Source organism: Limimaricola variabilis (assembly GCF_034371605.1).
GTDB lineage: Bacteria > Pseudomonadota > Alphaproteobacteria > Rhodobacterales > Rhodobacteraceae > Limimaricola > Limimaricola variabilis.
Map to the genome: position 1 here is coordinate 174,089 of NZ_CP139694.1, position 25,732 is coordinate 199,820.

The following is a 25,732-nucleotide window of genomic DNA, read 5'->3' on the forward strand; positions in this document are numbered from 1 at the left end:
ACGTACCGTCGCCATTGCCCGCCGCCCCCCCACGCGCGACAGCGACCCGACCTGCCGCGTGCCCCCTTGAAGGACATCCCCCATGCGTCTTACCCGCATCCTCATCGGCGGCCTGCTCATCGTGGCGGCGATCTGGGTGATCGTCGGCGAGCGGCTCGGCGGCACCAGCGCCAACGCCATGGTCAACGCCCGGCTGGCGACGCTGCGCAGCCCGATCGCCGGCATCGTCACCATCCCCGACATGGCGCTCGGCGCGACGGTGCGGCGCGGCGACGAGCTGGCCTCGGTCGCCGATCCTCAGGTCGACCGGATCCGGCTCAACGACCTCGTGCTGCAATGGCAGAACGTCCAGTCCGAGCGCGACCGGCTGCGCGATCTGATGACCGAGACCAAGCAGGTGATGGAGCGGCTCGCGGTGCGCGCCGCCACCTTCGAGCGGGGCAAGACCCGCGAGGTCGAGATCCGGCTGATGCATGCCCGCAGCCGGCTGGCGCTCTTGCAGCGCGAGGCGCCGGAGCACGCGGCGCAGCTCGCGGCGGTGGTGCCGCAGCTGCCCGCCGATCCGCGCGGCCGCGACGGCGCGACTAGCGACGCCGCCGCCGTTCCCCTCATCCCCGAGGAGATCCCGACCGAGCTGGCGCTGGCGATCGAGCACGCCCGCGAGGAGGTCGGCGTGCTGCAGACAGCGCTCGCGGCGGCGCGCGACGGGGTGCATCTGGTCGACGGCTTCAATGACGCGCCCTTTGCCAGCCAGCGGCTGGCCGAGCTGCGCGCCCGCCACGACGCGCTCGAGGCCGATCACGCGTCGCAGGTCCGGCAGGTCCGCGCCCTCGCCGCGCGCATCACCGAGGAGCGGGTCAGCGTCAACCGGCTGGCCGAGGCGCCGCTCGCCACCACTTTCGACGGGCGGATGTGGGAAGCGCTGGCGCATGACGGCGAGAACCTGCAGCGCGGCGACGCGGTGATGCGGCTGCTCGACTGCGAGAGCCTGATCGTCACCGGCTCGGTCAGCGAGGGGGTCTACAACCGGCTGCGTCCGGGCGATTCCGCGCAGTTCCGCCTGACCGGCTCCGGCGAGCTGATCGAGGGCACGGTGGAGCGCCTCGCGGGCAGCGGCGCCGCCTCGCTCTACGACACGCTCGCCATCGCGCCATCGGGCGAACATCTCGAGCGCTACGACGTCGCGGTCAGCGTGCCCGGCCTCGCCGGTCTGACCGACGACCACTGCCCCGTCGGCCGCACCGGCCGCCTGTTCTTCGAAAGCCGGCCGCTCGACTGGCTGCGCGACCTGCTGTGATCGCGCCGCATGTCTGGCTGAGCGAGGCGCAGTTCAGCCTTGCGCAGATGGCGCTGGCGCTGGGGGTGGTGGTTCTGCTGCCGCTGGTGATCGACATCCGCCGCACGCTGCACCGGTCGCTGATCCTCGGCGCGTCGCTGCTGCTGACCCTGCGCTACATCTGGTGGCGCGGCACCGAGACGCTGCCGCCGCCCGGGCTCGACGCCGACTTCATCGCCAGCCTGACGCTGTTCGTGCTTGAGTTGGGCGCGATGCTCGGCACGATGAACGCCGCGGTGATGCTGATGCGACGCCGCGACCGGCTCCGCGAGGCGACGGTCCACGCCAATTGGTGGCTGCCGGGCCGCCCGCCGCGGGTGGCGGTGATGATCGCGACCTACAACGAGGATCGTGAGATCCTCGAGCGCACCATCGTCGGCGCGGTCTCGGTCGACTGGCCCGATGCCGAGGTGCTGGTGCTCGATGACGGTCGCCGCGACTGGCTGGCCGAGTTCTGCGCCCTGCATGGCGTGCGCCACGTGATCCGACCCGACAACGCCCATGCCAAGGCCGGCAACATCAACCACGCGCTCGACATGCTGGCGGCCGAGGGGCGCGCACCGGATTTCGTGGCCGTGCTCGACGCCGATTTCGTGCCGCATCGCAACTTCCTGCGCCGCGCCGTGGCGCTGTTCCACGACCCCTCGGTGGCGCTCGTCCAGACGCCGCAGCACTTCTTCAACGCCGACCCGATCCAGCACAATCTCGGCCTGTCGCGCTCCTATCCCGACGAGCAGCGCTTCTTCTTCGACCACGTGCAGTCCTCGCGCGACGCCTGGGGCATCGCGATCTGCTGCGGCACCTCCTCGGTGATGCGCTGGAGCGCGCTGCGCGAGATCGGCGGCTTTCCCACCGACAGCGTCACCGAGGACTTCCTGCTCAGCCTGGCGCTGCAGGAGCGCGGGCTGCAGACCGTCTATCTCAACGAGCCGCTGACCGAGGGTCTCGCCCCCGAGGGAATCGGCGAATACATCACCCAGCGCGCGCGCTGGTGCCTCGGGCTGATGCAGATCGCGCGCGGCCGGCTGGGGCCGTTCTCGCGCAACGGGCTGCGGCTGCGCGACCGCTGGAGCGTGATCGACACCATGCTCTACTGGCTGGCGAGCTTTCCCTTCCGGCTCGCAGGCCTCAGCTTTCCGCTGCTCTACTGGTATTTCGGGATCATCGTGGTCGAGGCCCATGTCGCCGAGGTGCTGTCCTATTTCGGCGTCTACTTCGTCTGGTCGGTCGGCGTGCTGAACCTGCTGTCGCGCGGCACGGTGGTGCCGATCCTGCACGATGTCAGCCAGATCGTCGGCGCGATCCCGATCAGCCGCGCCGCCTTTCACGGGCTGCTGCGCCCCAAGGGGCACAAGTTCAAGGTCACCGCCAAGGGTGGCGACCGCAGCCGCATCGTCGTGCAGTGGCGGCTGATGATGCCGTTCCTGGTGCTGCTGGTGCTGACGCTGGTGGGGCTGCTGCTGGGCAGCGCGCTGGACGGCTTTGCCCGGGCCGAGGCCGGCGACGGCATGCAGGTGGTGCTGTTCTGGTCGATCTACAACTGCTTCGTGCTGGCGCTCACCATCCTCGCCTGCATCGAGCTGCCGCGCCACGAACGGCACGTCGCCGACCGGCCCGAACGGGTGATCTTCCTCGCCGATGGCGGCCGGGCGCAGCGGCTGTGGCTCGCCTCGCTGACCCGCGACACCGCGCGGCTGCGGGGCGCGGTCTACAAGCCCGGCACCCGTGGCGTGCTGCGCATCCTCGGCGTCGGCGACATGCGCGCCACGGTGATCGCGATGACGGCCGAGGGCGCGCGGCTGCATCTGTGGCCCGAGGCCGAGGCCCACAAGGCGCTACTGCGCCGCTTCTACACCGAGGGCGCGGCGCCCGGCGTGGTCGACGTCCGGCTGAGCCGGCTGATCGGCGACATGGCCCGCCGGCTGAGCTTCACCGCCCCCGACTGACCCCCTTACGAAAGGACTGCCCCCATGCGCCCCTGCTTCCGCCCGCTCCGTGCCCTCGCCATCGCGCTCTGCCTCGCCCCGGCCGCCGCCCGCGCCGACGGCGAATTCGCGCAGCTCGATTTCGGCGCGGACGACCTCACCGCCGTGGCGAGCTTCACCCGCGGCGCGGTCTCGGCGGGGGCGGTGTTCTCGACCTACGAGGGTGGCGAGGGGATCGGCTTCTCGATCACCGGCGGGCGCGACATCAGCCTCGGCAGCCAGCCGGTGACGCTGCGCTTCGGCCCAACGCTCTCGGCCGGTGACGGGCTGGAGCTGGGCCTCAAGGCGGTGGCCGAAAGCTATGTCGCGACCGATTGGGGCGGGGTCTTCGCGATCGGCGAGATCAACAGTATCGACACCGCCTATTTCGCCATGCTCGAGGCCGGCCATGCCGCCAGCGGCACCGGCCTCGCGCTGGTGCTGACCGGCGACGACACCGGCTACGAGGAGCAGAGCCTCGTGCTCAGCCGGTCCATCGGGCTGGACGGCGATCTGCGGCTCCGGATGGGCTACCGGCTGCAGGCGCGCGAGCTGTTCGTCGGGGTCGCGATCAACACCTTCTGAGCGCCGCATGGCGCCATGCGCGGCGTGCATGGCGGCCCTTCGGATCCGGCATTGGCGGCACGGGTGACAGCGCGGCTGTGCCGGACTATGTGCGCGTCTCCCGACGCCCACCCGACTCGCAAAGGAACCTGCCCGTGTCCGTCCTCGCCCCCGCCGCCCCCGTAACCGCCTTCCGCCCGCTTTCGCGGCTGCGCGCCGCTCTCGGCCGCCTCGTCGCCGACCGGCAGATGCTGTGCGACCTCGCCCTGCTCGAGGACGCGGATCTGGCGCATCTGGGGATCACCGGCGGCCAGCTGCGCCAGGTGCGGACGATTCGCCGGGTCGCCCGGATCGCCAAGCCGCTGCCCGCGGGTCCGGCGGCCGCGCCGCAGCTGCGCCCGACCCCCTTCGGCCTGCTCGCCTCCGCCGCGCTGCGCCGCTGACACCCTCGCCGCGCGGGCCCCGGGGCGCATGTTTCTCCGGGGCCCGGCGGCTCAGATCTCGCCGCGCATCTGGGCGGCGTGCACCGCCTCGACCGTGGTGCGCGCGCCGAGCGCCAGCCGCGCCGATTTCAGCCGCGCCTTGAGCGCGCTCTCCGAGATACCGATGATCGCGGCGGCGCGCATGTGCCGCTCGCCTTCCGCCATCAGCCGCAGCGCCTCGCGCTGCGCGGCGGTGAGCGCCGGCGCGCCAGGCGGGCCCTTGTGCAGCCGCTCGATCACCGCCAGGGCGCGCTGCGCCTCGGTGGCGGTGAAGGGCCGGTCGACCCGCGCCAACCCGCAGAACGAGCGTATGTCGCCGCTGCCGGTCGCCACGGTGATGCCATGCAGCAGCCCGTGCGCCCGCGCATCGGCCAGCACCCCGGCAGGGTCGTTCGGCTCCAGCGTCGCCCAGTCGATCACGCCGTCATGGCCGAGCGCCCAGCCGACCGTGGGGTCGCGCAGGAAATAGGACTGCCGCTCATAGGCGTCGCGCCAGGCGGGCGGAAAGCAATTCTCGACATGGACCGCGCGACCCCGGTTGACCCGCAGCACGGCGTTGAAGCCGAGCGGCGAGACCCGGATCAGGTCGTGGAAATCATGGGGGGCATATCCATGCAGATGCAGGGTCATGGGAGAAACATCCTCGAACGGGCAAACAGCACACGACACCGGGGCAACACGATCCGGAGTCATCCCGATAGAGAGGGAGTCCGCGCGCCGGATTCAAGATGCCGCGCCCGCTTGACCGGTTTCTTTGGTCAACTCTCTCCATACGTGTGCCTTCGGCTACACCCGCGCGCAATTATCGGGCATTTTAACCGGTTTTGCGGGGATCTCCGGGGTCCAGATCGCATCGATACAACCTAGGGTAGAATCACGGCGTCCGTTCGGGAGCGCCCGAACCGCACGCGCACTCGGCCCCGGCGCCCCCCTTCCCGGGACGGCAACCTTGCCGCCTTCCTGCCGCGCCCCAGCTTGCAGCGCAACGACGCCAACGCATCGGGAGACCGTCATGACGCAACGCACCCTCTTCATCACTGGGGCCTCCTCCGGCATCGGCGCGGCCACCGCCCGCGCCGCGGTCGCGGCGGGCTGGCATGTCGGGCTGATGGCCCGCAGCAGGGAAAAGCTCGACGCGCTGGCCGAAGAGCTGGGCGCGGCGGCGCTGGCGCTGCCCGGCGACGCGACCGATCTCGCGCAGCAGCAGGACGCGGTGGCGCGGCTGGTGGCCGAGAAGGGCGGGCTCGACGCCGCCTTCGCCAATGCCGGGACAGGGCTCGACACGCCGGGCACCGAGGCCGGCGATCCCGAGGAATGGCGGGCGATGATCGATCTCAACATCATGGCGCTGCTCTACACCGCGCGCGTCGCGCTGCCGGAGCTGAAAAAGCGGCGGGGGCATCTGGTGCTGACCGGATCGGCGGCCGGCAAGCGGCACATCGCCGGCTCGATCTACGGCGCGACCAAATGGTTCGTGCACGGCTATGCCGGCAATATGAGCGAGGAGATGCGCGAATGGGGCGGGCGCTGCACGGTGATCGCGCCGGGCATGGTCGACACGCCGTTCTTTTGGGAGCCCAAGCCCGGCAAGATCCGTCCCGAGGATATCGCCCGCGCGGTGGTCTTCGCGCTCGACCAGTCGGAGACCGCCGACCTGCGCGAGATGTTCATCATGCCGACGGGCTAGCCCAGCTCGCCCTCGGCCTCGGCCAGCTGCTCGATGGTGTAGTAATCCGAGCCGTGCGACAGGATGCAGCTCACCCCGTCTGGATTGGTCAACAGCACCGTGAAGCTGCCGCTTTCGGGGTTCGACCAGACCTCGAGCATCGCCATGGCGCTGGCCTGCAGGCCGGCCCCGGCGAGGCTCTCGGCATAGCCTTCTTTCAGCCGCTCGACGATATGGTCGCGGGGCGCGCAGCCCTGCGCCAGCGCCGGCGGCGCGGTCGCCGCCATGCCGAACAGAAGTCCCGTGGTCAGCAGTCTCTTGAACATTTTCATCTCCTCCTCCGCAGGAGGACGGATCGAGGAGGAGATGCTGCGGAGACCATAGCCCCCTCCCCCCATATGTGGGGCCGGGAGCCGTCGCGTCAAAACGCGGGGGCATCAACAGATGCTGATGCCCCCGGCCGAAACCCGATCCCGTCCACGGGGGTTGTCTTGTCCTGCGACGGACGGCTGGACGGCGCGACAGCTCATTGCAGCATGATCTCTCCGGTGAAGTTGTTGGTGTAGTCCGCCCCTTCGCCGCCGGCATCGAAACTGCCCGAGCCGCTGGCCTGCTGCCACTTGCCGGTGCCGCCGGCGATCTCCCAATCGCCCATGGTCCGGCCCTCCTCGCTCATGCCGGTGACGGTCCAGCGCATGACGGCCATATCGCCGTCGGCGTCGGTGTAGAGGCAATTTCCGCTGCCCTCGGCTGCGCCGTCGATCATCGACACCGCGCCGAAGCAGGGGCCCGTCAGACTCGCCATCGGATGCGTCTCGTCGCCCATGTCGAGGCGTTCGTACTGGGTGTTGGCATGGACGACCATCATGCTGTCGCCCGCTTCCATCACCTCGGAACTGGCGGTGCCGTAGCCGGTCCCGGTAGCGTCATAGGTCTCGGCCAAGCCCATGCCGGCCGGTAGCGTCATCGCCGCCGCGATGGCCGCGATCGTGTAACGGTTGGACATCTCGTAACCTCCCACTCGGCGGCCCGGATGGCGGGCCGACCCCCCCAATCTATCATGGGCGCCCGAGCTGACGTAGCGGAAACGTGAAATGGCGGCGCCCCGGCCGGGGACGCCGCCATTTTCGGGCCGCCTGCGCGGCCGAGGGAGCGCCGCGCTCAGATGGCGCGGGCAGCCTCGAGCGCGATGCGCTGGATGTCGCCGCGACCGATGCCCAGATCGGCGAGATCGCGGTCGGTCAGCATGCCGAGCTCGCGCTGGGTCTGGCGGTAGGCGCGGTTGCGCGCGAACGCCGTCTTGATCCGCGCGGTGATCGCGGTGAGGCCCCAGGCTTCGCTGTTGTTGGTGGTGCGCTGGTCGATGGTGGCGTAGCTCATGTCAGTATCCTTGATCGTCGGGTCCGTGCGGCCCTTGTCGCGGGCCTGATCGAGGCGGCGCCCATCGCCGCTCCGTTGCACCCTAATTGGTAGCGTTAACGACCAAAGAAAACCGACAAGGTGACAGCCCCGCCATGCAGTTTCTGCATGGGCCGCGCCGCCCCCTCAGCGCCAGTCCAGCACCACCTTTCCAGAGGCGCCGGAGCGCATCGCGTCGAAGCCCGCGACGTAATCATCGACCTTCATGCGGTGGGTGATGACCCCGCGGATGTCGAGCCCGTTCTCCAGCATCGCGATCATCTTGTACCAGGTCTCGAAAATCTCCCGGCCATAGACGCCCTTGATGGTGATCGCCTTGAACACGATCCGCGACCAGTCGACCGGCGAGCGGCCCGGCGGGATGCCCAGCATCGCGATCCGCCCGCCCATCACCAGCCGTTCGACCATCTGGTCGAGCGCGCGCTGGTTGCCCGACATCTCCAGCCCGATGTCGAAGCCCTGCTTCATCCCGAGACGCGGCACGATCTCGGCGAGGTCCTCCTCGGCGACGTTGACCGGCACCACGTCGGCCACGCGGGCCGCGAGGGCGAGGCGGTCGGGGTTGATGTCGGTGATCACCACGTGGCGCGCGCCGACATGACGGGCGACGGCCGCCGCCATGATGCCGATCGGCCCGGCGCCGGTCACCAGCACGTCCTCGCCCACCAGATCGAAGGAGAGCGCGGTGTGGACCGCGTTGCCCAGCGGATCGAGGATCGCGCCGATCTCGTCGTCGATCGCATCGGGCAGCGGCACCACGTTGAAGGCTGGCAGCCGCAGGTATTCGGCGAAGGCGCCCTGCTCGTTGACGCCGATGCCACGCGTCTCGGGGTCGAGGTGGAACTTGCCCGACCGGCTCTGGCGCGAATGCTTGCCGATCAGGTGCCCCTCGCCCGAGCAGCGCTGGCCGATCTCGAGATCGGTCACGTTGCGGCCAAGCTCGACGATCTCGCCGGCGAACTCGTGGCCCGTGACGAGCGGCACCGGCACGGTGTGCTGCGCCCACTCGTCCCAGTTCCAGATATGCACGTCGGTGCCGCAGATCCCGGTCTTGTTGACCCGGATCAGCACGTCGTCGGGGCCGATCTCGGGCACCGGCACCGTCTCGCGCCACAGCCCCGGCTCGGGCCGCGCCTTGACGAGGGCGCTCATGCCGTTGGGGCGGCTCACGAGATCACGCCCAGTTCGCGGCCGGCTTGCGCGAAGGCCGCCAGCGCCGCGTCGAGATCCGCCCGGGTCAGGGCGGCGTTCATCTGGGTGCGGATCCGCGCCGCGCCCTTGGGCACCACCGGGAAGAAGAAGGCCGAGACATAGACGCCCAGCTCGTCGAGCCTTGCTGCCATCTTCTGCGCCAGCTTGGCGTCGTGCAGCATCACCGGGATGATCGGATGCTCGCCCGGCAGGATCTCGAAGCCCAGATCGGTGAGGCCACGGCGCCAGTATTCAGCGTTCTCGAACAGCCGGGCGCGCAGCTCGTCGCCCTCCTCGACGAGGCGGATCGCCTCGATCCCGGCGGCGCAGACCATCGGCGGCAGCGCGTTGGAAAACAGGTAGGGCCGCGCCCGCTGGCGCAGCAGGTCGATCACCGGTTGCGGCCCCGCGATGTAGCCGCCGATCGCGCCGCCCAATGCCTTGCCCAGCGTGCCGGTCAGCAGGTCCGCCTGCACGCCGAAATGCGCCGGGGTGCCCGCGCCCTTCGGCCCCATGAAGCCGGTGGCGTGGCAGTCATCGACCATCAGCAGCGCATCGTAGCGGTCGGCCAGCGCCCGGATCTCGTCGAGCTTGGCGAGGTAGCCATCCATCGAGAACACGCCGTCGGTGGCGATCATTACGTGGCGCGCCCCGGCCTCGCGGGCCTCCTGGAGCTTGGTCTCCAGATCCGCCATGTCGGAATTGGCGAAACGGTAGCGCTTGGCCTTGCACAGCCGGATGCCGTCGATGATCGAGGCGTGGTTGAGCGCGTCCGAGATCACCGCGTCCTCGGGGCCGAGGAGCGGCTCGAACAGCGCGCCATTGGCGTCGAAGCAGGCGGCGAAGAGGATCGTGTCGTCATGGCCGAGATAGGTGGCCAGCCGCCGCTCCAGCTGCCGGTGCAGATCCTGCGTGCCGCAGATGAAGCGCACCGAGGCCATGCCGAAGCCGTGGCTGTCGATGCCCGCCTTGGCGGCGCGGGCGAGGTCGGGGTGATCGGCGAGGCCGAGATAGTTGTTGGCGCAGAGGTTGATCACCTCGCGCCCACCGAGATCGACGCGCCCGCCCTGCGGGGAGGTGATCTCGCGCTCGGTCTTCCACAGCCCCTCTTCGCGGATCTCCGCGAGGCGAGAGTCGATGTCGTCGAGAAAGCGGGTCATTGCGGTTCCTTCCCTTTGGGCCCCGACTCTAGACCCGCCCTGCGCCCGCGCAAGCTCTGCCCGCGCGTCAGGGACCGAGCGCCAGCAGCGCGATCTCGCCCTCCCAGACCGCGCCGAGCCGCGCCGCCGCCCGCCAGGCCCTGAGACCCGAGCGGCAGGCAAGAACGGCGCGCGCGCCGTGCGGCGGCAGCAGGCCGCCCGGCCCGAAATCCTCGACCGTCAGCCGCGCCGCCCCCGGCAGCGGCGGCCCCGGCTCGTCAGGGGCGCGCAGGTCGACGAAGTAATCCCCGGGACCGATCTGCGAGGCGGCGACGAAGCGCGGCGCGCGGGCGGGTTCGGGCGCGCCGGCAAAGCCGAAGCCGCCCATCCGCCAGCTCGCGGCGTCGAAGCTCACCAGCCGACCCAGCGGCGCGGGGTCGAGCCCGGCGGCGATCGCCAGCGCCATCTGCGCCTGCACCCCGCCGATCGTGCAGACCACCGGCCCCAGCACGCCCTCGGAAGCGCAGGAGCCGAGCCGCGCGGGCAGGTCCGGAAACACCGCCCTGAGCGACGGCGCGCCGCCGCAGAAACCGCCCGCATATCCCGCCCGCCCCGTCGCCGAGGCCGAGACCAGCGGCAGCCCCGCCGCCATGCAGTGGTCGGAGGCCACGTAGCTCGCGGCAAAGCTGTCGGCGCAGTCGAGGACGAGGTCGATGCCCGCGCAGAGCGCCGCCGCGCTGGCCGGGTCGAAACGGGCGCAAAGCGGCTCCACCACCGTGTCCGGGTTGAGCGCCCGCAGATGCGCCGCCGCGGCTTCGGCCTTGGGACGGCCGAGATCGGCTGCGCGGAAGATCACCTGCCGATGCAGGTTGCTCTCCTCGACGGTGTCGGGATCGACCAGCCGGATCCGCCCGACCCCCGCCCCGGCGAGATAGGGCAGCACCGCCGCGCCGAGCCCGCCGGCGCCGATCACCAGCAGATGGGCGCGCGCCAGCCGCGCCTGCCCGGCGGCCCCCATGCCCGGCACCGCGATCTGGCGGTCATAGCGGCTCATCGCGCCGCCTCGAGCGGGCGGGTGGCCGCCAGCCATTCGCGGGTCCGCGCCTCGGGATCGGCGTTCAGGGTGATGTCGGTCACGACCGAGACGATGTCGGCCCCTGCGGCAAAGGCGGCCGGGGCGCGCGCGACCGACAGCCCGCCGATCGCGACCAGGGGGACGGCGCCGCAGAGCGCCTTCCACTCGGTGAGCTTCTCGACGCCCTGCCGCTCCCATTTCATCTTCTTGAGGATGGTCGGCCAGACCGGCCCCAGAGCGACGTAATCGGGCCCAAGCGACAGCGCCCGGTCGAGCTCCGCCCGGTCATGCGTGCTGATGCCGAGCCGCAGCCCGGCGCGGCGGATCGCGGGCATGTCGGCGGTGTCGAGATCCTCCTGCCCCAGATGCAGCCAGGCGCAGCCCGCCTCAATCGCCGCCTGCCAGTGGTCGTTGACCACCAGCACCGCGCCATGCGCGTCACAGAGCGCGCGGGCGCGGGCGATCTGCGCCGCGACCTCCCGCGGGTCGCGATCCTTGAGCCGAAGCTGCACCAGCCGCAGGCCGAGCGGCAGCATCCGCTCCAGCCACGAGACGTCGTCGAAGATCGGGTAGAACCGGTCGAGCTTCACAGGAACGCCTTTCCGATCAGCGGGGTGGAAGGCGCGGCCATGTCGCGCGGCTCCATCATCCCGGCTTCGTATCCCAGCCGCCCGGCCTCGATCGCGCGGGCAAAGCCCTCGGCCATCATGGCCGGGTCGCAGGCCTTGGCGACGGCGGTGTTCAGCAGCACCGCGTCGAAGCCCATCTCCATCGCCTCGGCCGCCTGGCTGGGCCGCCCGAGACCGGCATCGACCACCATCGGCACCTCCGGAAACTGCGCCCGCAGGCTGCGCAGCCCGTAGCGATTGGCGAGCCCGAGCCCGGTGCCGATCGGCGCGCCCCATGGCATCAGCACCCGGCAGCCGGCATCGAGCAGCTTCTCGGCCAGCACCAGGTCCTCGGTGGTGTAGGGAAACACCTCGAAGCCGTCAGCGCAAAGCTCGCGCGCCGCCTCGACGAGACCCCAAGGGTCGGGCTGCAGCGTGTCGGCATGGCCGATCACCTCGAGCTTGATCCAGCTGGTCCCGAACACCTCCCGCGCCATCCGCGCCGTCGTCACCGCCTCGCGCGCGGAATGGCAGCCAGCGGTGTTGGGCAGGAGCCGGACGCCGAGCCGGCGCACTAGTTCCCAGAAGGCGCCGCCATCGCCGCCCGCCGCCTCGCGGCGCAGCGACACCGTGGCGATGCCCGCGCCCGAACGGCGGAAGGCCTCGGCGAGGATCGCGGGCGAAGGGTATTGCGCGGTGCCGAGCATCAGCCGCGACGCGACCTCGGTGTCGTAGAACGTGACCATCTCAGCCTCCCTGCATCGGCGCGAGGATCTCGATCCGGTCGCCGGGGGCGAGCCGGGTCTCGGCCCGCGCGGCGGCGGGCACGAAGACCTCGTTATGCGCCGTCGCCACCGCCGCGCCGCCATGGCCGAGCGCCTCCAGCGCCGCGGCCAGCGTGTCGGCCTCGACCTCGCGGGCGCTGCCGTTAACCATGATCCTCATCGCATACCTCCGGTGTGATGCCGTCGCAGAGCCAGTCCGCCACCATCCGGGCCATCGCGGGCGCCAGAAGGAAACCGTGCCGGAACAGGCCGTTGACATGGATGACGCCGCCCCGCCGCCGAATCCGCGGCAGGTTGTCGGCAAAGGCCGGGCGGGCGTCGGCGCCGATCTCCAGCACCTCCGCCGCGCCGAAAGCCGGGTGCAGCGCATAGGCCGCGCTCAGCAGTTCGAGCACCGCCCGCGCCGTCGCCGGGCCGCGCCCCTCGCTCTCGATCTGGGTGGCGCCGAGCATGTAGAGCCCCTGCCCGCGCGGCACGATGTAGAGCGGGTGGCGCGGATGCAGCAGCCGCACCGGCCGGGTGATGTCGAGGTCGCGCAGCCGCAGCACGACCATCTCGCCGCGCACCCCGCGCAGATCCGGCAGCGCGTCGCGCGCCGCCAGCCCGCGACAGTCGATGTCGCCGGGGCCGGGCCGGGCCTCGCCGGTCTCGAAGACCACGCCCTGCGCCGCGAGCCGGGCGCGCAGCCTCGCCAGCGTCGCGCGCGGATCGAGATGCGCCTCCCCCGCGACATGCAGCCCGCGCCGCGCCTGCCCGGCGAGATCCGGCTCCAGCGCCGCGATGCCCTCGGCCTCGAGCGGCGCGCCCGGCACCCGCCGGGCAAAACGCGCGAGCTCGGCCCGATCGCGGTCGAGCGCCAGCACCAGCGTGCCACGCCGGATCACCCGCGCGCCCTGCCCCGCCCACCAATCGGCGGCGGCGCGGCCCAGACGCACCACCGGCTCCTCGGCCGTCTCGCCCTCGCAATCGGGCGCCAGCATGCCGCCGGCCCACCACGAACAGTGATGCGGCCCGGCCTGCCCCGCGCGGTCGATCACCGTGACCGCGCGGCCGCGGCCCGACAGCTCGGCCGCGACCGCGAGGCCCATCACCCCGCCGCCGATCACCCGGATCATCTCCGGCCCTCGTGGAAATGATCGACCGGGCCGTGGCCCGACCCGATGCCGAGCGCCGCGCCGCCGCGGATCGCCCCCTCGAGCCAGCGCCGGGCGCGCTCCAGCGCCGCCTCGGGCGGGCGCCCCAGCGCCATCAGCGCCGCCAGCGCCGCGGCGAGGCTGCAGCCGGTGCCATGGGTGGCGCGGGTGTCGATCCGCGGCCCGGCGGCCTCGATCACCCCGTGACGCGTCACCAACCGGTCGACGCAGCAGCCGCCCTGCGCATGGCCGCCCTTCATCAACACCGCGCCCGCACCGAGGTCGAGCAGCATCCGCCCCTGCGCCGCGATCTCCTCGGCGCTCGCGGCCTGCGCCCGGCCGGTGAGCCGCGCCGCCTCGGGCAGGTTCGGCGTCAGCAGCGTCGCGCGCGGGATCAGCCTTGCACTCAGCGCCGCCACCGCCGCGTCGTCGATCAGCGCGTCGCCTGAGGTCGCCACCATGACCGGGTCGAGCACCACCGGCCCGGCAGGATCGCCAAGCGCGTCGGCCACCGCCTCGACGGTCTCGGCGCGGCCCAGCATGCCGATCTTGATGGCGTCGGGCGGTATGTCCTCCAGCACCGCGGCGATCTGCGCCGCGACCATCTCGGGCGCGACATGCGCCACGCCGGTCACGCCGCGGGTGTTCTGCGCGGTGATCGCGGTGATTGCCGAAGTGCCATAGACGCCGAAGGCGGCGAAGGTCTTGAGGTCGGCCTGGATGCCCGCCCCGCCGCCGCTGTCGGATCCCGCGATGGTCAGGGCCGTCTTGACGCGCATCTCGCTCCCCCTTTCCGGCGGGGGTGCGGACGGACTCCGGGCGCATCTGTCCCGGGTCGCGTCTCCGTTCCCTCCGCCGGTGCTAACCGGATCAGGTTCGATGGGTCGGCTTTCGCCTCTCAGCCCTCACGGGCACCCCAACGGATTCGAGCGCGACGTTAGCCGGGCGTCCCGGTTGACGCAAGGGAGGGGGCTCCGCCCCCGGGCCTCGCGGCCCTCCCCCGGCGTATTTGGGGAATGGTGAAGGGGATCAGCGCTCCCCTTCGAAGCGGTAGATCGCGAGGCCGCGCTCGCTTTCGTCGATCTCGAGCCTGCGGTTCACCGGCGCGTGGGCGCGGCTGGCGCAGTTCGGCCGCTCGCACAGGTAGCAGTTGATGCCGATCCCGGTGGGCGTGATCCGGTCGAGATCGAGCCCCTCGGCATGGGCGAGGCGCGGCGCGTAGGCGACGTCGCATCCCAGACCGATAGCCAGTCGCGTGGCCGGCGCGCCGAGCGTGCCGCCATGCCGGGTGACGGTGCGCGCGATCGAGAAGTAGCGCGCCCCGTCGGGCATCGAAATCAGCTGCGTCTGCACCCGGTCGGGCGCCTCGAAGGCGGCGTGGATGTTCCACAGAGGACAGGTCCCGCCGAAGGAGGAGAAGGGGAATCGCCCGGCGCTGAACCGCTTGGAGATGTTGCCCGCCTGGTCGACCCGCACGAAGAAGAACGGGATGCCGCGCGCGCCCTCGCGCTGCAGCGTGGTCAGCCGGTGCGCCACCTGCTCGTAGCTGGTGCCGAAGCGGTGACCGAGGAGCTCGACGTCGTAGCGCGCCGCCTCGCAGGCCGCGAGGAACCGTCCGTAAGGCATCAGAAGGGCTGCGGCGAAGTAGTTGGCGAGCGTCACCCGCGCCAGCGCCAGCGCCGAGGGGTCGCTCAGCCCGGAGGCCGCGATCTCGTCGGCGATCTCCTGCCCCCGCTCCAGCCGGGCCAGCAGCACCGCCATCTGGAAGCGGCGACTCGGCTGGGCGAGAAGCTCGGACAGCCGCAGCTCGCTGCGATGCGCGACGTGCTGGCGCAGCCGCCCGGCCATCACCTCCGAGGGCAGGATCCGCACCCGGATGCCATGCGCGCGCAGCCGCTCGGTCAGCGCGACATGCGGCTCCGAGCGGTGCAGCTGCATCTCTTCGGCGGTGGCCTCGGCGGCGCGGTCGAGCGCGTCGACATGGTTGCGCCGCTCGAACAGCCAGGCCCGCACCGCCTGCACCGCGCGCGAGCCCTCCTCGAGCACCTCGACCTTGTCGCGGTCGGCGAGCGGGTTGGCGTCGGTCTGGCGCGCCAGCACCAGCTGCCGGTAGCGGTCGTGCAGCCGGACGAGCGCGGCGGCGACGTTCGGCGCCGCCGACAGCGCCTGCTCGATCTCGACCCGGCCGACATCCGCCTCCAGCGCCGGATCCTTGAGCGCCGCGGTCAGGTCGGCGGCGAGCTGCGCGTCGGTCTCGGGGGCCAGTTCGCTGACATTGATGTCGAAGGCTTCGGCCAGCCGCATCAGCAGCTTGGCCGATGCCGGGCGCTGGTTGCCCTCCATCAGCGTGACATAGCTGGCCGAGACGCCGAGCCGGCCGGCCATTTCGGCCTGTGTCAGCCCGAGCGAGACGCGCAGCGCCTTGAGCCGGGGGCCGATCAGGAGTTTTTCGCCGCGATCGCTCATTTCATGACTAACAATGTTTCACCAATCCCGCTGACATAACTTACAAGATTACCCGTTCGCAACAAAATTATGCTGCACCCGCGTCATGACCACACTAACCTTACAGACAGCAAGGCACCGATCCTCCCTTCGGCGCCACAACTGGAAAGGTCACGCAGATGCCTCTCGATCTCGTCCCCGCCCCCGCAGCGCCCAAGCCGGTCCTGCTGCGCGACGTGCCGGGCGCCGACCGCGTCCTGACCGACGACGCGCTGGCCCTCGCCGCCGAACTGCAGACCCGCTTCAACCCCAAGATGCAGGCGCTCTCGGTCGCCCGCGACCGCCGTCAGGAACGCGCCGACGAAGGCCGGCTGCCCGATTATCTCGAGGAGACCACCGGCATCCGCAAGGGCGTCTGGTCCTGCGCCGCCGCGCCCGAGAGCCTGCGCGACCGCAGGCTCTGCCTCGCCGCCGCCGCCGAGGCGGGCGCGCTGGCCCAGGCCCGTGCCGCCGGGGCCTCGGCGCTGCTCATCGATCTCGACGAGGCGACCGCGCCGGGCTTTGCCAACCTCGTCGCCGGCATCGCCGCGCTGGCCGAGGCGCCCGACGACCACACGCCGATGCTGATCCGCACCCGGCCGCTGGAGCGCGACGAACCGGCGCTGCTGATCGGCGGCCACCCGGTCTCGGCCGGGCTGTTCGACCTGGCGCTGATCATCGCCCATCTGGCGACGCCGCTCGCGGCCCGCGACATGGGGCCGAACCTGCAGCTCGGCGGCATCGACGGCCACCGCGAGGCGCGGCTGTGGAGCGAAATCCTCGCCCTCGCCGAGGAGCGGGCCGGGCTGGCGCCGAACACGATCCGGGTCGAGGTCTCGCTCGAGACCGTCACCGCCGGCTTCGAGATGGACGAGATCCTGTGGGAGCTGCGCGACCGCGCGATCGGCCTGACCATGCGCCGCGCGCCGCTCACCGCCTCCTATCTGCGGTTGATGCGGTCCCATCCCGACGCCGTGCTGCCCGCGCTGCTCGACCCCGAGGCGGCGTTCCTGGGCACCTGCGCGGCGCGGATGGTCAAGGTCGCCCACCGCCGCGGCACCCATGCCATCGCCGAGGCGCCCGAAGGCAGCGACCCCGCCACCCTGCGCCGGCCGCTCGACGAGGGCTGCGACGGGCTGCGAATCGACGGCCCCGACCGGATCGCGGTGGCGCGCGAGGCGATCGCCCGCGCCCTGCCCGGTGCTCACCAGATCGGACGCCCGCGCCAGTATTTCCGGATCAGCCCCGAGATGCTGCTCAAGCCGCATGCCGGGCCGGTCACCGAGCAGGGCCTGCGCGCGACGGTGCATGTCGCCATCGCGGCGCTGGCCGCCTGGATTGCCGGGCGCGGCCCGGTCCGGATCGGCGACAGCCTGCACGGTCTCGCCTCCGCCGATCTCGCCCGCGCCCGGCTCGGCCAGTGGCTGGCGCATGGCGCCATGGTCGAGATGGAGGGCGGCGACTCGCGCCGCATGACCGCCGACTGGCTCGCCGCGCTGATCCACGAGGAGATCGTGAGCCTGGTCGAGTGGCTGGGACCGCACAGCTTCCATCGCGGACGCTACGCCTCGGCCGCCCGGATCGTCCAGGAATCGGCCTGCGCCAGCCCGCAGCCGGACCACGTCGCGCGCCTCGCCGCGCCGCTGCTCGACACGCTCGACTGACATCCCGCCGGGGGCCCGGCCCCCGGCACCTCCCCCCTTTCCATCCGAAGGACCGACCGACCATGACCGACATGACCCCGACCCGCCGCAAGAGCTATGCCGAGCGCCGCGCCGCGCTGCAGGCCCGCTTCCCGAAGGGGAGCGCCCCCGGCGGCGTCGCCATCGACGACATCCTGCAACTGCAGATGCAGAACACCTACAACACCCATCTCGAGATCGCCCGCGAGATGGCGAAGGTGATGCGCGCCGACATGGCCGCCTATGACGCCGACCCCGAGCATTTCACCCAGAGCCTCGGCTGCTGGTCGGGCTTCCACGCCCAGCAGATGATCCGTTCGGTCAAGCGGCTGCGCGGCACCACCAAGGGTGCCTACGTCTATCTCTCCGGCTGGATGGTCGCGGGCCTGCGCAACCGCTGGGGCCACCTGCCCGACCAGTCGATGCATGAAAAGACCGCCGTGGCCGACCTGATCGAGGAGATCTACGTCTCGCTGCGCCAGGCCGACGAGGTCGAGCTCAACGACCTGTTCCGTGCCCTCGACAAGGCGCGCGAGAGCGGCGACGCCCAGGCCGAGCGTGACGCCGTCACCGCGATCGACAATTTCGAGAGCCACGTCGTGCCGATCGTCGCCGATATCGACGCGGGCTTCGGCAACGAGCACGCGACCTACCTGCTCGCCAAGGAGCTGATCAAGGCCGGCGCCTGCTGCCTGCAGATCGAGAACCAGGTCTCCGACGCCAAGCAATGCGGCCATCAGGACGGCAAGGTCACGGTCCCGCGCGAGGATTTCATCGAGAAGCTGCGCGCCTGCCGCATGGCCTTCGAGGAGCTGGGCGTTACTGAGGGCGTGATCGTCGCCCGCACCGACAGCCTCGGGGCGGGGCTGACCCAGAAGCTTCCGGTGAGCCAGGCACCGGGCGACCACGCCTCCGAATACCTCAAGTGGATCGAGACCGAGAGCTTCGACGGCCAGCCTTCCGAGGGCGAGATCGCGCTGTGGCGCGACGGTGGCTGGGCCAAGCCCGCGCGCCTGCCCAACGGCCTCGTGCGCTTCAAGGAGGGCACCGGCCGGGCCCGGGTCATCGAGGATTGCGTGGCCTCGCTCAATGATGGCGGTGCGGACCTGATCTGGATCGAGACCGACACCCCCAACGTCGCCGAGATCGCGGGCATGGTCGCCGAGATCCGCGAGAAGGCGCCCCACGCCAAGCTGGTCTACAACAACTCGCCCTCCTTCAACTGGACCCTGAACCTGCGCAAGCAGGTGCGCGAGGACTGGATCGACGAGGGCCGGATCGCCGAGACCGACTACCCGGACGGCACCCAACTGATGAAGGCCGATTACGACGACACCGATCTTGGGCGCGAGGCCGATGCGCGGCTCAAGCGGTTCCAGTACGACATCTCGACCAAGGCGGGCGTGTTCCACAACCTGATCACCCTGCCGACCTTCCACCTGACCGCCAAGTCGGTGGACGAGCTGTCGCGCGGCTATTTCGGCGAGGACCGGATGCTGGCCTATGTCGCCACCGTGCAGCGCGAGGAAATCCGGCGCGGCATCTCGGCGGTCAAGCACCAGCACGAGGTCGGCTCGGATCTGGGCGATACCTTCAAGGAGATGGTCGGTGGCGACCGGGCGCTCAAGGCGGGCGGCCATGCCAACACGATGAACCAGTTCGCCGCCGAATGAGAGCTTCCGCCGGTCGGGCCTGACCGGCGGACGAAGGATCGGGCCGGGGCCAAGCGCCCCGGCCCGATCGCGTGTCAGGCGGCGATGTCGGCCCGTTCGCCGGTCGAGGCACCCGCAGTGGCGGCCGCGCCATAGGCCGCACCGGCCCGCGCGCTGCTCTGCGCACTGATCGGTGCGACGCCGATATCGCTCTTTGCCGGCGCCCCGATTGAGGCCACGACGTTCTCCATTCGGGCATTGTTCTGCGCCTGGATCGCCGCCGCGCGCGCGGCGGCAATGTCCGCATCCCCGGCCTCTTCCGTCTCGATGGCGGCGCTCTCACCCGCAGCCGGTGCCACGGTGGCTCCGGCTTTCGATCCCGTGAGGTTCGACACCGCGGCGGCGACGCGGTCGGTCACGACCTGGGCCTCGTCGGCGACCTGTGCGACGCTGGCGGTCACGGGTGCGGTTGCGGCCTCGGCGGTCTCGGCGGCCGGCGCGGCCACGGCGGTCGTCGCTGCGGCAGGCGTCGCGACGGCGGCTTCGGTGGAGACGGCGACAGGGGCAGCGGCGGCGGCCTCGGAGATCTCGATCTGGATCGCCGGGCTGCTGGCGGTGTCGGCCTTCGGCGCCGGGGCCGGCGCGTCGGCCTGCTTCGCGGCCTCCTTCTGCGCGGCGCGGGCCTCTTTCATCGCCTGCTGTGCGGCCTTCCAGAGGCCGTCGAATGCTTTGGTATCAATCTTCATGGGCGTTGCGGCCTCTTGGGAGTGACGATGAGGCCAAGTAGCGCGCCAATTGCGGCGCAAACCGCACAGCAATGGGACTATACTAAAGCATGGGCTATACTGTCGGATAGCGTACCCAACACAACCTTTAGGATAGATCCTCCTAGGTCACCTCCCGAGCGTGGCGAAACAGCACGTCGCGGCAGCGGCGTCCATGCCGGACACCGCCGCCGGAGCGCCTTCACCGCACCGGTTCAGTCGGCGGCAAAGCAGTAGAACAACCCGTCCCCGCCCGTGCCCTGCAGCGCCTCGAGCCCGCAGCCGCGCGAGGGATGCGAGGCGTTCCAGGACCGCGCCGCCTCCGAGTCGTCGAGCCCCATCCGGTCGTGATGCCCGACCATGGCCGAGCCCTCGCCGCTGCTGGTCCATCCCTCGCAGGTCTCGGCCGCCGCCATCCCGTCGGCCATCGTGCCGGTGAGGATGTCGTGCCGGTTCGGGGTGTCGCCGCGGCCGTTCACCATCGCCCCGGTCTCGTCGAGCCCGGTCTCCTTGGAGATCATGTTGCCCTCGCCATGCAGCGCGTCGAGATCGGCGGCGATCTCGACGCCTTGGGCGTTGTGCCACGGGCCGGTGCCGATCCGGTCGCGCGCGTTCTCCTCCTCGGTCGAGAGATAGGCGCGCCAGTCGCCCGGCGCCCCGACGGCATCGGCCAGCGCGGCGCAATGCGCATCCGCGCCTTCGAGACCGCCGAGATCGGCCCCCTGCCCGGGGTTGGTGCTGGTCACGAAGAAGCTCATCTCCGCATCCTGCGCCAGCGCCGCACCCCCCGCCCAAAGACAGATCGCGGCGGTCATCATCCTGAAACCGGCCATGTCGTACCTCCTGAATGGATGGCCGATCATAGCATCGCGGCTGCCGCGCCCGGCCCCCGAAGGTCGGTCTAGATCTAACCTACCCTTTCGAGCAGGGAGACATAGCTGGTCACCGCCGCGCCGCCCATGTTGAACACCCCCGCCAGCCGGGCGTCTGGTTTCTGCATGTCGCCGGCCTCGCCGGCGAGTTGCATCGCCGCCATGACATGCATCGACACGCCGGTGGCGCCGATCGGGTGGCCCTTGGACTTCAGCCCGCCGGAGAGGTTGACCGGCAGCCGCCCGTCGCGATGCGTCACCCCCTCCTCGATCACCCGGTGTCCCTGCCCCGGCGCCGCGAGGCCCATTGCCTCGTATTCGATCAGCTCGGCGATGGTGAAGCAGTCATGGGTCTCGACCAGGTCGAGATCGTCGAGCGTCAGCCCGCCGCGCTCCAGCGCCTGCGCCCAGGCCCGCCGCGGCCCCTCGAAGGCCAGCGGGTCGCGCCGGCTCATGGCGAGGATGTCGTTGACATGCGACCGGGCGCGGATGGCGATGGCGCGCTGCATGGTCTTGGCGGTCTCGGCATCGGCTAGCACCAGCGCCGCCGCCCCGTCCGAGACCAGCGAGCAGTCGGTCCGCCGCAAGGGCGCCGCGACATAGGGGTTGCGATCCGACACCGCGCTGCAGGCCTCGAAGCCGAGATCCTTGCGCAGATGCGCATAGGGGTTGTGGACGCCATTGGCGTGGTTCTTGGCCGCGATCCGCGCCAGCGCCTCGGAGCGGTCGCCGTATTTCTGGAAGTAGCCCTGCGCGATCCGGCCGAAGATCCCGGCAAAGCCACCCGGCGTGTCGCCTTCCTCCTCGCGCCAAGAACAGCCGAGCAGGATGTCGCCCACCTCCGTTCCCGGCGTCGCGGTCATCTTCTCGGCGCCGACCACCAGCGCGATCCGGCCCCGCCCGGCGGCGATGAAATCCATCGCGCCGTTGAGCGCGGCCGAGCCGGTGGCGCAGGCGTTCTCGTAGCGCGTCGCCGGCGCGTGGCGCAGCCCGTCATGGCCCATCGCCACCAGCGACGCCTGGAAATCCTGCCGCGAAAAGCCGTTGTTGAACACGCCGACGAAGACGCCGTCGACCTCCTCGGCGCCGATCCCGGCATGCTCCAGCGCCGGGCCGGTCACCTCGGCCATCAGCGCCGCCGTGTCCGGCGCCGCGCTCTTGCCGAAGACGCTGTGCGCCCAGCCCACGATCCGTGCTTCGGTCATCCTCGTTCCTCCCGTTGCTGCCGCCTCCCCGCGGCGCCGCCATGCTCTGCCAGCCGGGCGGCGCTGGCAAGCCCGCCCCGCCGTCAGCCGCCGGCGCGCCCGAGCAGCAGGCAGGTCTCCGAGTTCAGCACGCCGGGAATCTCGCGGATGTCGTTCAGCACCTGGTCGAACTCGGCCAGCGAGGCGACCTCGATCCGCGCCACGAGATCCCAGGCGCCGTTGGTCGAATGCAGCTCGGAGACCTGCCGCATCCGCCGCAGCCGGGCCGCGACGCCGCGCGCCTGCGGGCCCTGCAGCTCGATCAGCATCACCGCGCGCACCATGTCGTCGGCATCCGGCGCGCCCAGCTCGACCGTGAATCGGCGGATCGCGCCCGAGGCGCGCAGCCGCTCGATCCGGGCGCTGACCGTGGCGCGCGAGATGCCCAGCTCGGCGGCGAGGGCGACCACCGGCATGCGGGCATCCTGCTGCAGCAGGCTCAGCAGGCGGCGATCGGTGGGATCGGGCGGCGTCATTTGGCAAATCGTCGGTTCATGTCGCAGTTTGTAGAAAGAACCGCGCGTCCTGCGCAATCCGCCCCCTCCCCGAAACGGCGGAAATGTCTCAGGATCGGCGCAAAAGCCCCGAAGGAGTGACAGATGACCGACGCCCCCGCCCCCTCCCGTCTCGCCATGGTGCCCTTCGTCTCGGTGGCGCGGATGATGGAAATGGTGAACGCGATCGGCCCGCGCCGGATGATGGCCGAGCTGGCCGAGTACATCGAAGAGGATTTCCGTCGCTGGGAGCGGTTCGACAAGACGCCGCGCGTCGCCTCGCATTCGCCCGAGGGCGTGATCGAGCTGATGCCGACCTCGGACGGGGAGACCTACGGCTTCAAATACGTCAACGGCCATCCCTCGAACCTCAAGCGCGGCTTCCAGACCGTCACCGCCTTCGGCGTGCTGGCGCGGGTCGACAACGGCTACCCGGTGCTGCTCTCCGAGATGACGGTGCTGACCGCGCTCAGGACCGCCGCCACCTCGGCTGTGGCGGCGCGCCATCTCGCGCCGAAAGGGGCCAAGACCCTGGCGCTGATCGGCGCCGGCGCGCAATGCGAGTTCCAGGCGCTGGCCTTCCAGGAGATGCTCGGCATCGAGAAGATCCGGATCTACGACATCGACCCGGCGGCGACGCGCAAGGCCGCGGCCAATCTCGCCGAGAGCGGCCTCGACATCACCACCTGCCAGAGCGGCGAGGAGGCGGTGGCCGGGGCGCAGATCATCACCACCTGCACTGCCGACAAGCAATACGCGACGATCCTGACCGACAACATGGTCGGCGCGGGCGTGCACATCAACGCGATCGGCGGCGACTGCCCGGGCAAGACCGAGCTGCATCGCGACATCCTGCTGCGCTCGGAGATCTTCGTCGAATACCCGCCCCAGACCCGGATCGAAGGCGAGATCCAGCAGCTCGACCCCGACCACCCGGTGACCGAGCTGTGGCGGGTCATCACCGGCCAGTCCGAGGGCCGGCGCGGCCCCGACCAGATCACCCTGTTCGACAGCGTCGGCTTCGCGACCGAGGATTTTTCGGCGCTGCGCTACGTGCGCGACCAGCTCGACCGCACCGGCCATTACGAGATGCTCGATTTGCTGGCCGACCCGGACGACACCCGCGACCTCTACGGCATGGTGATGCGGGCCAAGGGCTAGAACGGATCGAGCAGCGCCACCCCGGTCGGCTCGAAATCCGAGACGTTGCCGGTGACCACCGTGGCGCCATGGGCAAGCGCCGTGGCGGCGATCATCAGATCGGCGCCGCCATGGCCGATCTCGGCCGAGAGCCGCCCCCAGATCCGGGCCTCCTGCGGCCCGAAGGGCAGGATGCGGTCGGAAAAGAGCCGCGCCGTCCGGTCGAGCCAGTCGCGCAGATCGGCGGCGAAGCCGGGGTCGCGGCCCTCCTGCCGGGCGATGCCGCGCTCGATCTCGCCCAGCGTGACGGCGCTGAGGAACAGCGAGTCCTCGGGCTGGGCGCGCAGCCAGGCGGCGACGGCGGGCGCGCGGCCGTCGCGCCGCACCGCCGAGATCACGTTGGTATCGAGAAGATAGATCAAAACGCCACGTCGCGAGGCAGCGCCTGCGCCCGGTCCGGGCTCTCCGCCATGCCGGGAAAGTCGAGCAGATGCTCGGCGAAGCTGCCCCGCTCCGCTCCCGCCGCCGCGACGAGCCGCGCATATTCGGCGGCCGAAAGCACGACCACCGCCGGCTTGCCGCGCCGCGACACCTCCTGCGGCGCCCCGGCGAGCGCCGCGTCGACCACGGCGCTGAAACGGTTCTTGGCGTCCTGCAGGCTCCACATGTCCGAACTCCTGTCTAGCTACCTGTCTAGATAGGACGCCCGGACGTCGCGATCAAGCCCCCTGCCCCGCCCGGAACCAGCGCACCAGCTTGGCGCGGTCGGCCTCCGAGATCTCGGTGACGTTGGCGGGCGGCATGGCGTGGCTGACCCCCGCCTGCAGGTAGATTGCGCGGGCGTTCTGCGCGATGTCCTGCGGCGTCTCCAGCACCACCCCCTTCGGGGCCCAGCGGATGCCGTCCCAGACCGGCTCGCGCGCGTGGCACATCGAGCAGCGCCCGACCACGATCTGCTCCGCCTCGTGGAAGCCCTCCGCCTCCGCGAAGCGCTGCTCATAGGCGGTCATCGGCCGCGCCTCGGCCTCCTCGTAGCTGCCCCACATCGGCGCGGTCGACAGCCAGGCGAGGATCAGGAACAGGATGACGGTCACGCCCCAGGTCCAGTGCGGCCCCTTGCCGGTGGCGTGCATGGTGTTGAAGTAGTGCCGGATCGTCACCCCCATCAGGAACACCAGCGCCGCGATGATCCACGAGTAGTCCGTGGCGAAGGCCAGCGGGTAGTGGTTCGACAGCATCAGGAACACGACCGGCAGGGTCAGGTAGTTGTTGTGGGTGCTCCGCAGCTTGGCGATCTTGCCGTATTTCGGGTCGGGCTTGCGGCCCGCCTTCAGGTCGGCCACCACGATCCGCTGGTTCGGCATGATGATCAGGAACACGTTGGCGGTCATGATCGTCGCGGTGAAGGCGCCCAGATGCAGCAGCGCCGCGCGGCCGGAAAAGATCTGGTGGTAGCCCCAGCTCATCGCCACCAGCAGCACGAACAGCAACAGCATCAGCACCGTCGGCCGCTCGCCCAGGGGCGATTTGCACAGCGCGTCATAGACGATCCAGCCGATGGTGAGCGAGCCGGCCGAGAGCGCGATCGCCTGCCAGACGGCGAGATCGGCGCGCGACGGGTCGATCAGGTAGAGCTCGGCCCCGACCCAATAGACGATCATCAAGAGCGCCGCCCCCGACAGCCAGGTGGCGTAGCTCTCCCATTTGAACCAGGTCAGGTGTTCGGGCATCGCCTCGGGCGCCACGAGGTACTTGCGGATGTGATAGAATCCGCCGCCGTGCACCTGCCACTCCTCGCCATGCGCGCCGGGCGGCAGGTCCGCAGCCTTCCTCAGGCCGAGATCGAGCGCCACGAAATAGAAGGACGACCCGATCCAGGCGATGGCGGTGATGACATGGAGCCAGCGCACGGCGAAGCCGGCCCAGTCCCACAATATCGCAAAATCCTGCATTGCGTTCCCCTGTTACATCCGCCGCAGCCTAGCCGGGCGGGCCGGGCGCGGCCAAGCGGAGCCGCGTCAGAGCTGTTTCAAACGAA

General features: G+C 70.8%; 28 protein-coding genes and 1 riboswitch. Of the genes, 8 read left to right on the plus strand and 20 right to left on the minus strand.

Annotation, left to right across the window (positions count from 1 at the left end; all coding sequences use genetic code 11):
• Window positions 1-82: 82 nt before the first annotated feature.
• The 4 genes from T8T21_RS19205 (at window position 83) to T8T21_RS19220 (ending at window position 4,307) form a co-directional block, all read left to right on the plus strand.
• Window positions 83-1,297, plus strand: coding sequence for an HlyD family efflux transporter periplasmic adaptor subunit (locus T8T21_RS19205; RefSeq protein ID WP_322338061.1), 1,215 nt, complete (start codon window positions 83-85; stop codon window positions 1,295-1,297).
• Window positions 1,294-3,282 (plus strand): glycosyltransferase family 2 protein, encoded by a 1,989-nt coding sequence (locus T8T21_RS19210; RefSeq protein ID WP_322338062.1) that lies wholly within the window; start codon window positions 1,294-1,296, stop codon window positions 3,280-3,282. The genes T8T21_RS19205 and T8T21_RS19210 overlap by 4 nt, the downstream gene beginning before the upstream one ends.
• Before the next feature lie 24 nt (window positions 3,283-3,306).
• Entirely contained in the window at window positions 3,307-3,885 is a 579-nt protein-coding gene (locus T8T21_RS19215) for a hypothetical protein (RefSeq protein WP_322338063.1), read from the plus strand.
• 134 nt (window positions 3,886-4,019) lie between these two features.
• Entirely contained in the window at window positions 4,020-4,307 is a 288-nt protein-coding gene (locus T8T21_RS19220) for a hypothetical protein (protein WP_322338064.1), read from the plus strand.
• 51 nt (window positions 4,308-4,358) lie between these two features.
• On the opposite strand, the gene T8T21_RS19225 is transcribed toward T8T21_RS19220, so the two are convergent.
• Window positions 4,359-4,976: an autoinducer binding domain-containing protein gene (locus tag T8T21_RS19225; protein WP_322338065.1), complete on the minus strand. Its 618-nt coding sequence runs from the start codon at window positions 4,974-4,976 to the stop codon at window positions 4,359-4,361.
• Between the two features lie 382 nt (window positions 4,977-5,358).
• On the opposite strand from T8T21_RS19225, the gene T8T21_RS19230 reads away from it, so the two are divergent.
• Window positions 5,359-6,033: an SDR family oxidoreductase gene (locus T8T21_RS19230; protein WP_322338066.1), complete on the plus strand. Its 675-nt coding sequence runs from the start codon at window positions 5,359-5,361 to the stop codon at window positions 6,031-6,033.
• Here the strand turns inward: T8T21_RS19230 and T8T21_RS19235 are convergent.
• From T8T21_RS19235 to T8T21_RS19290, 12 genes are all read right to left on the minus strand, one after another.
• Window positions 6,030-6,338: a hypothetical protein gene (locus tag T8T21_RS19235; protein ID WP_183471365.1), complete on the minus strand. Its 309-nt coding sequence runs from the start codon at window positions 6,336-6,338 to the stop codon at window positions 6,030-6,032. The genes T8T21_RS19230 and T8T21_RS19235 overlap by 4 nt on opposite strands.
• 200 nt (window positions 6,339-6,538) lie before the next feature.
• Window positions 6,539-7,018, minus strand: a complete 480-nt coding sequence (locus tag T8T21_RS19240; RefSeq protein WP_322338067.1) for a hypothetical protein — start codon at window positions 7,016-7,018, stop codon at window positions 6,539-6,541.
• Between the two features lie 155 nt (window positions 7,019-7,173).
• On the minus strand, window positions 7,174-7,392 hold the full coding sequence (locus T8T21_RS19245; protein WP_183471369.1) for a DUF1127 domain-containing protein: 219 nt from the start codon (window positions 7,390-7,392) through the stop codon (window positions 7,174-7,176).
• A gap of 165 nt (window positions 7,393-7,557) precedes the next feature.
• Window positions 7,558-8,583 carry an L-threonine 3-dehydrogenase gene (gene tdh, locus T8T21_RS19250; RefSeq protein ID WP_322338068.1) on the minus strand — a complete coding sequence of 342 codons (1,026 nt, stop codon included), beginning with the start codon at window positions 8,581-8,583 and terminating at the stop codon, window positions 7,558-7,560.
• 14 nt (window positions 8,584-8,597) lie between these two features.
• Window positions 8,598-9,782 carry a glycine C-acetyltransferase gene (locus T8T21_RS19255; protein ID WP_322338069.1) on the minus strand — a complete coding sequence of 395 codons (1,185 nt, stop codon included), beginning with the start codon at window positions 9,780-9,782 and terminating at the stop codon, window positions 8,598-8,600.
• A 67-nt stretch (window positions 9,783-9,849) separates the two neighbouring features.
• Window positions 9,850-10,815 (minus strand): HesA/MoeB/ThiF family protein, encoded by a 966-nt coding sequence (locus T8T21_RS19260; RefSeq protein ID WP_322338070.1) that lies wholly within the window; start codon window positions 10,813-10,815, stop codon window positions 9,850-9,852.
• Complete coding sequence (locus T8T21_RS19265) at window positions 10,812-11,426, minus strand: thiamine phosphate synthase (protein ID WP_322338071.1); 615 nt, start codon at window positions 11,424-11,426, stop codon at window positions 10,812-10,814. Before T8T21_RS19265 ends, T8T21_RS19260 begins: the two co-directional genes overlap by 4 nt.
• Window positions 11,423-12,190, minus strand: a complete 768-nt coding sequence (locus tag T8T21_RS19270; RefSeq protein WP_322338072.1) for a thiazole synthase — start codon at window positions 12,188-12,190, stop codon at window positions 11,423-11,425. The genes T8T21_RS19265 and T8T21_RS19270 overlap by 4 nt, the downstream gene beginning before the upstream one ends.
• 1 nt (window position 12,191) lies before the next feature.
• Complete coding sequence (gene thiS, locus T8T21_RS19275; protein ID WP_183471379.1) at window positions 12,192-12,389, minus strand: sulfur carrier protein ThiS; 198 nt, start codon at window positions 12,387-12,389, stop codon at window positions 12,192-12,194.
• Window positions 12,373-13,344 carry an FAD-dependent oxidoreductase gene (locus T8T21_RS19280; RefSeq protein WP_322338073.1) on the minus strand — a complete coding sequence of 324 codons (972 nt, stop codon included), beginning with the start codon at window positions 13,342-13,344 and terminating at the stop codon, window positions 12,373-12,375. The genes thiS and T8T21_RS19280 overlap by 17 nt, the downstream gene beginning before the upstream one ends.
• Window positions 13,341-14,141 (minus strand): bifunctional hydroxymethylpyrimidine kinase/phosphomethylpyrimidine kinase, encoded by an 801-nt coding sequence (gene thiD / locus T8T21_RS19285; protein ID WP_322338074.1) that lies wholly within the window; start codon window positions 14,139-14,141, stop codon window positions 13,341-13,343. The genes T8T21_RS19280 and thiD overlap by 4 nt, the downstream gene beginning before the upstream one ends.
• Before the next feature lie 51 nt (window positions 14,142-14,192).
• Window positions 14,193-14,291, minus strand: a riboswitch (TPP riboswitch).
• 100 nt (window positions 14,292-14,391) lie between these two features.
• Window positions 14,392-15,828: a helix-turn-helix domain-containing protein gene (locus T8T21_RS19290; RefSeq protein WP_183471385.1), complete on the minus strand. Its 1,437-nt coding sequence runs from the start codon at window positions 15,826-15,828 to the stop codon at window positions 14,392-14,394.
• 158 nt (window positions 15,829-15,986) lie between these two features.
• On the opposite strand from T8T21_RS19290, the gene T8T21_RS19295 reads away from it, so the two are divergent.
• Both T8T21_RS19295 and T8T21_RS19300 read left to right on the plus strand, forming a co-directional pair.
• Window positions 15,987-17,510 carry an aldolase/citrate lyase/malate synthase family protein gene (locus T8T21_RS19295; protein ID WP_322338075.1) on the plus strand — a complete coding sequence of 508 codons (1,524 nt, stop codon included), beginning with the start codon at window positions 15,987-15,989 and terminating at the stop codon, window positions 17,508-17,510.
• Window positions 17,511-17,581: 71 nt separating this feature from the next.
• Window positions 17,582-19,201: an isocitrate lyase gene (locus T8T21_RS19300; RefSeq protein WP_322338174.1), complete on the plus strand. Its 1,620-nt coding sequence runs from the start codon at window positions 17,582-17,584 to the stop codon at window positions 19,199-19,201.
• A gap of 74 nt (window positions 19,202-19,275) precedes the next feature.
• On the opposite strand, the gene T8T21_RS19305 is transcribed toward T8T21_RS19300, so the two are convergent.
• The 4 genes from T8T21_RS19305 to T8T21_RS19320 all read right to left on the minus strand — a co-directional run bounded on the left by T8T21_RS19305 (window position 19,276) and on the right by T8T21_RS19320 (window position 22,536).
• The gene (locus T8T21_RS19305; RefSeq protein WP_322338076.1) at window positions 19,276-19,926 is read right to left on the minus strand and encodes a hypothetical protein; all 651 of its coding nucleotides are present in this window, start codon (window positions 19,924-19,926) and stop codon (window positions 19,276-19,278) included.
• 233 nt (window positions 19,927-20,159) lie between these two features.
• Window positions 20,160-20,777: a hypothetical protein gene (locus T8T21_RS19310; protein WP_322338077.1), complete on the minus strand. Its 618-nt coding sequence runs from the start codon at window positions 20,775-20,777 to the stop codon at window positions 20,160-20,162.
• 74 nt (window positions 20,778-20,851) lie between these two features.
• On the minus strand, window positions 20,852-22,021 hold the full coding sequence (locus T8T21_RS19315) for an acetyl-CoA acetyltransferase (RefSeq protein ID WP_322338078.1): 1,170 nt from the start codon (window positions 22,019-22,021) through the stop codon (window positions 20,852-20,854).
• A gap of 83 nt (window positions 22,022-22,104) precedes the next feature.
• Complete coding sequence (locus tag T8T21_RS19320; RefSeq protein WP_183471395.1) at window positions 22,105-22,536, minus strand: Lrp/AsnC family transcriptional regulator; 432 nt, start codon at window positions 22,534-22,536, stop codon at window positions 22,105-22,107.
• A 123-nt stretch (window positions 22,537-22,659) separates the two neighbouring features.
• Here T8T21_RS19320 and T8T21_RS19325 point away from each other — a divergent pair, with 123 nt between their 5' ends.
• On the plus strand, window positions 22,660-23,715 hold the full coding sequence (locus T8T21_RS19325) for an ornithine cyclodeaminase (RefSeq protein WP_322338079.1): 1,056 nt from the start codon (window positions 22,660-22,662) through the stop codon (window positions 23,713-23,715).
• Here the strand turns inward: T8T21_RS19325 and T8T21_RS19330 are convergent.
• Genes T8T21_RS19330 through T8T21_RS19340 form a run of 3 tightly spaced genes read right to left on the minus strand, consistent with a single transcriptional unit; the run spans window position 23,712 to window position 25,646 of the window.
• Window positions 23,712-24,113: a type II toxin-antitoxin system VapC family toxin gene (locus tag T8T21_RS19330; protein WP_183471621.1), complete on the minus strand. Its 402-nt coding sequence runs from the start codon at window positions 24,111-24,113 to the stop codon at window positions 23,712-23,714. The genes T8T21_RS19325 and T8T21_RS19330 overlap by 4 nt on opposite strands.
• The gene (locus tag T8T21_RS19335; protein WP_183471399.1) at window positions 24,113-24,361 is read right to left on the minus strand and encodes a type II toxin-antitoxin system Phd/YefM family antitoxin; all 249 of its coding nucleotides are present in this window, start codon (window positions 24,359-24,361) and stop codon (window positions 24,113-24,115) included. The genes T8T21_RS19330 and T8T21_RS19335 overlap by 1 nt, the downstream gene beginning before the upstream one ends.
• A gap of 52 nt (window positions 24,362-24,413) precedes the next feature.
• The gene (locus T8T21_RS19340; protein ID WP_322338080.1) at window positions 24,414-25,646 is read right to left on the minus strand and encodes a urate hydroxylase PuuD; all 1,233 of its coding nucleotides are present in this window, start codon (window positions 25,644-25,646) and stop codon (window positions 24,414-24,416) included.
• Window positions 25,647-25,732: the final 86 nt, after the last annotated feature.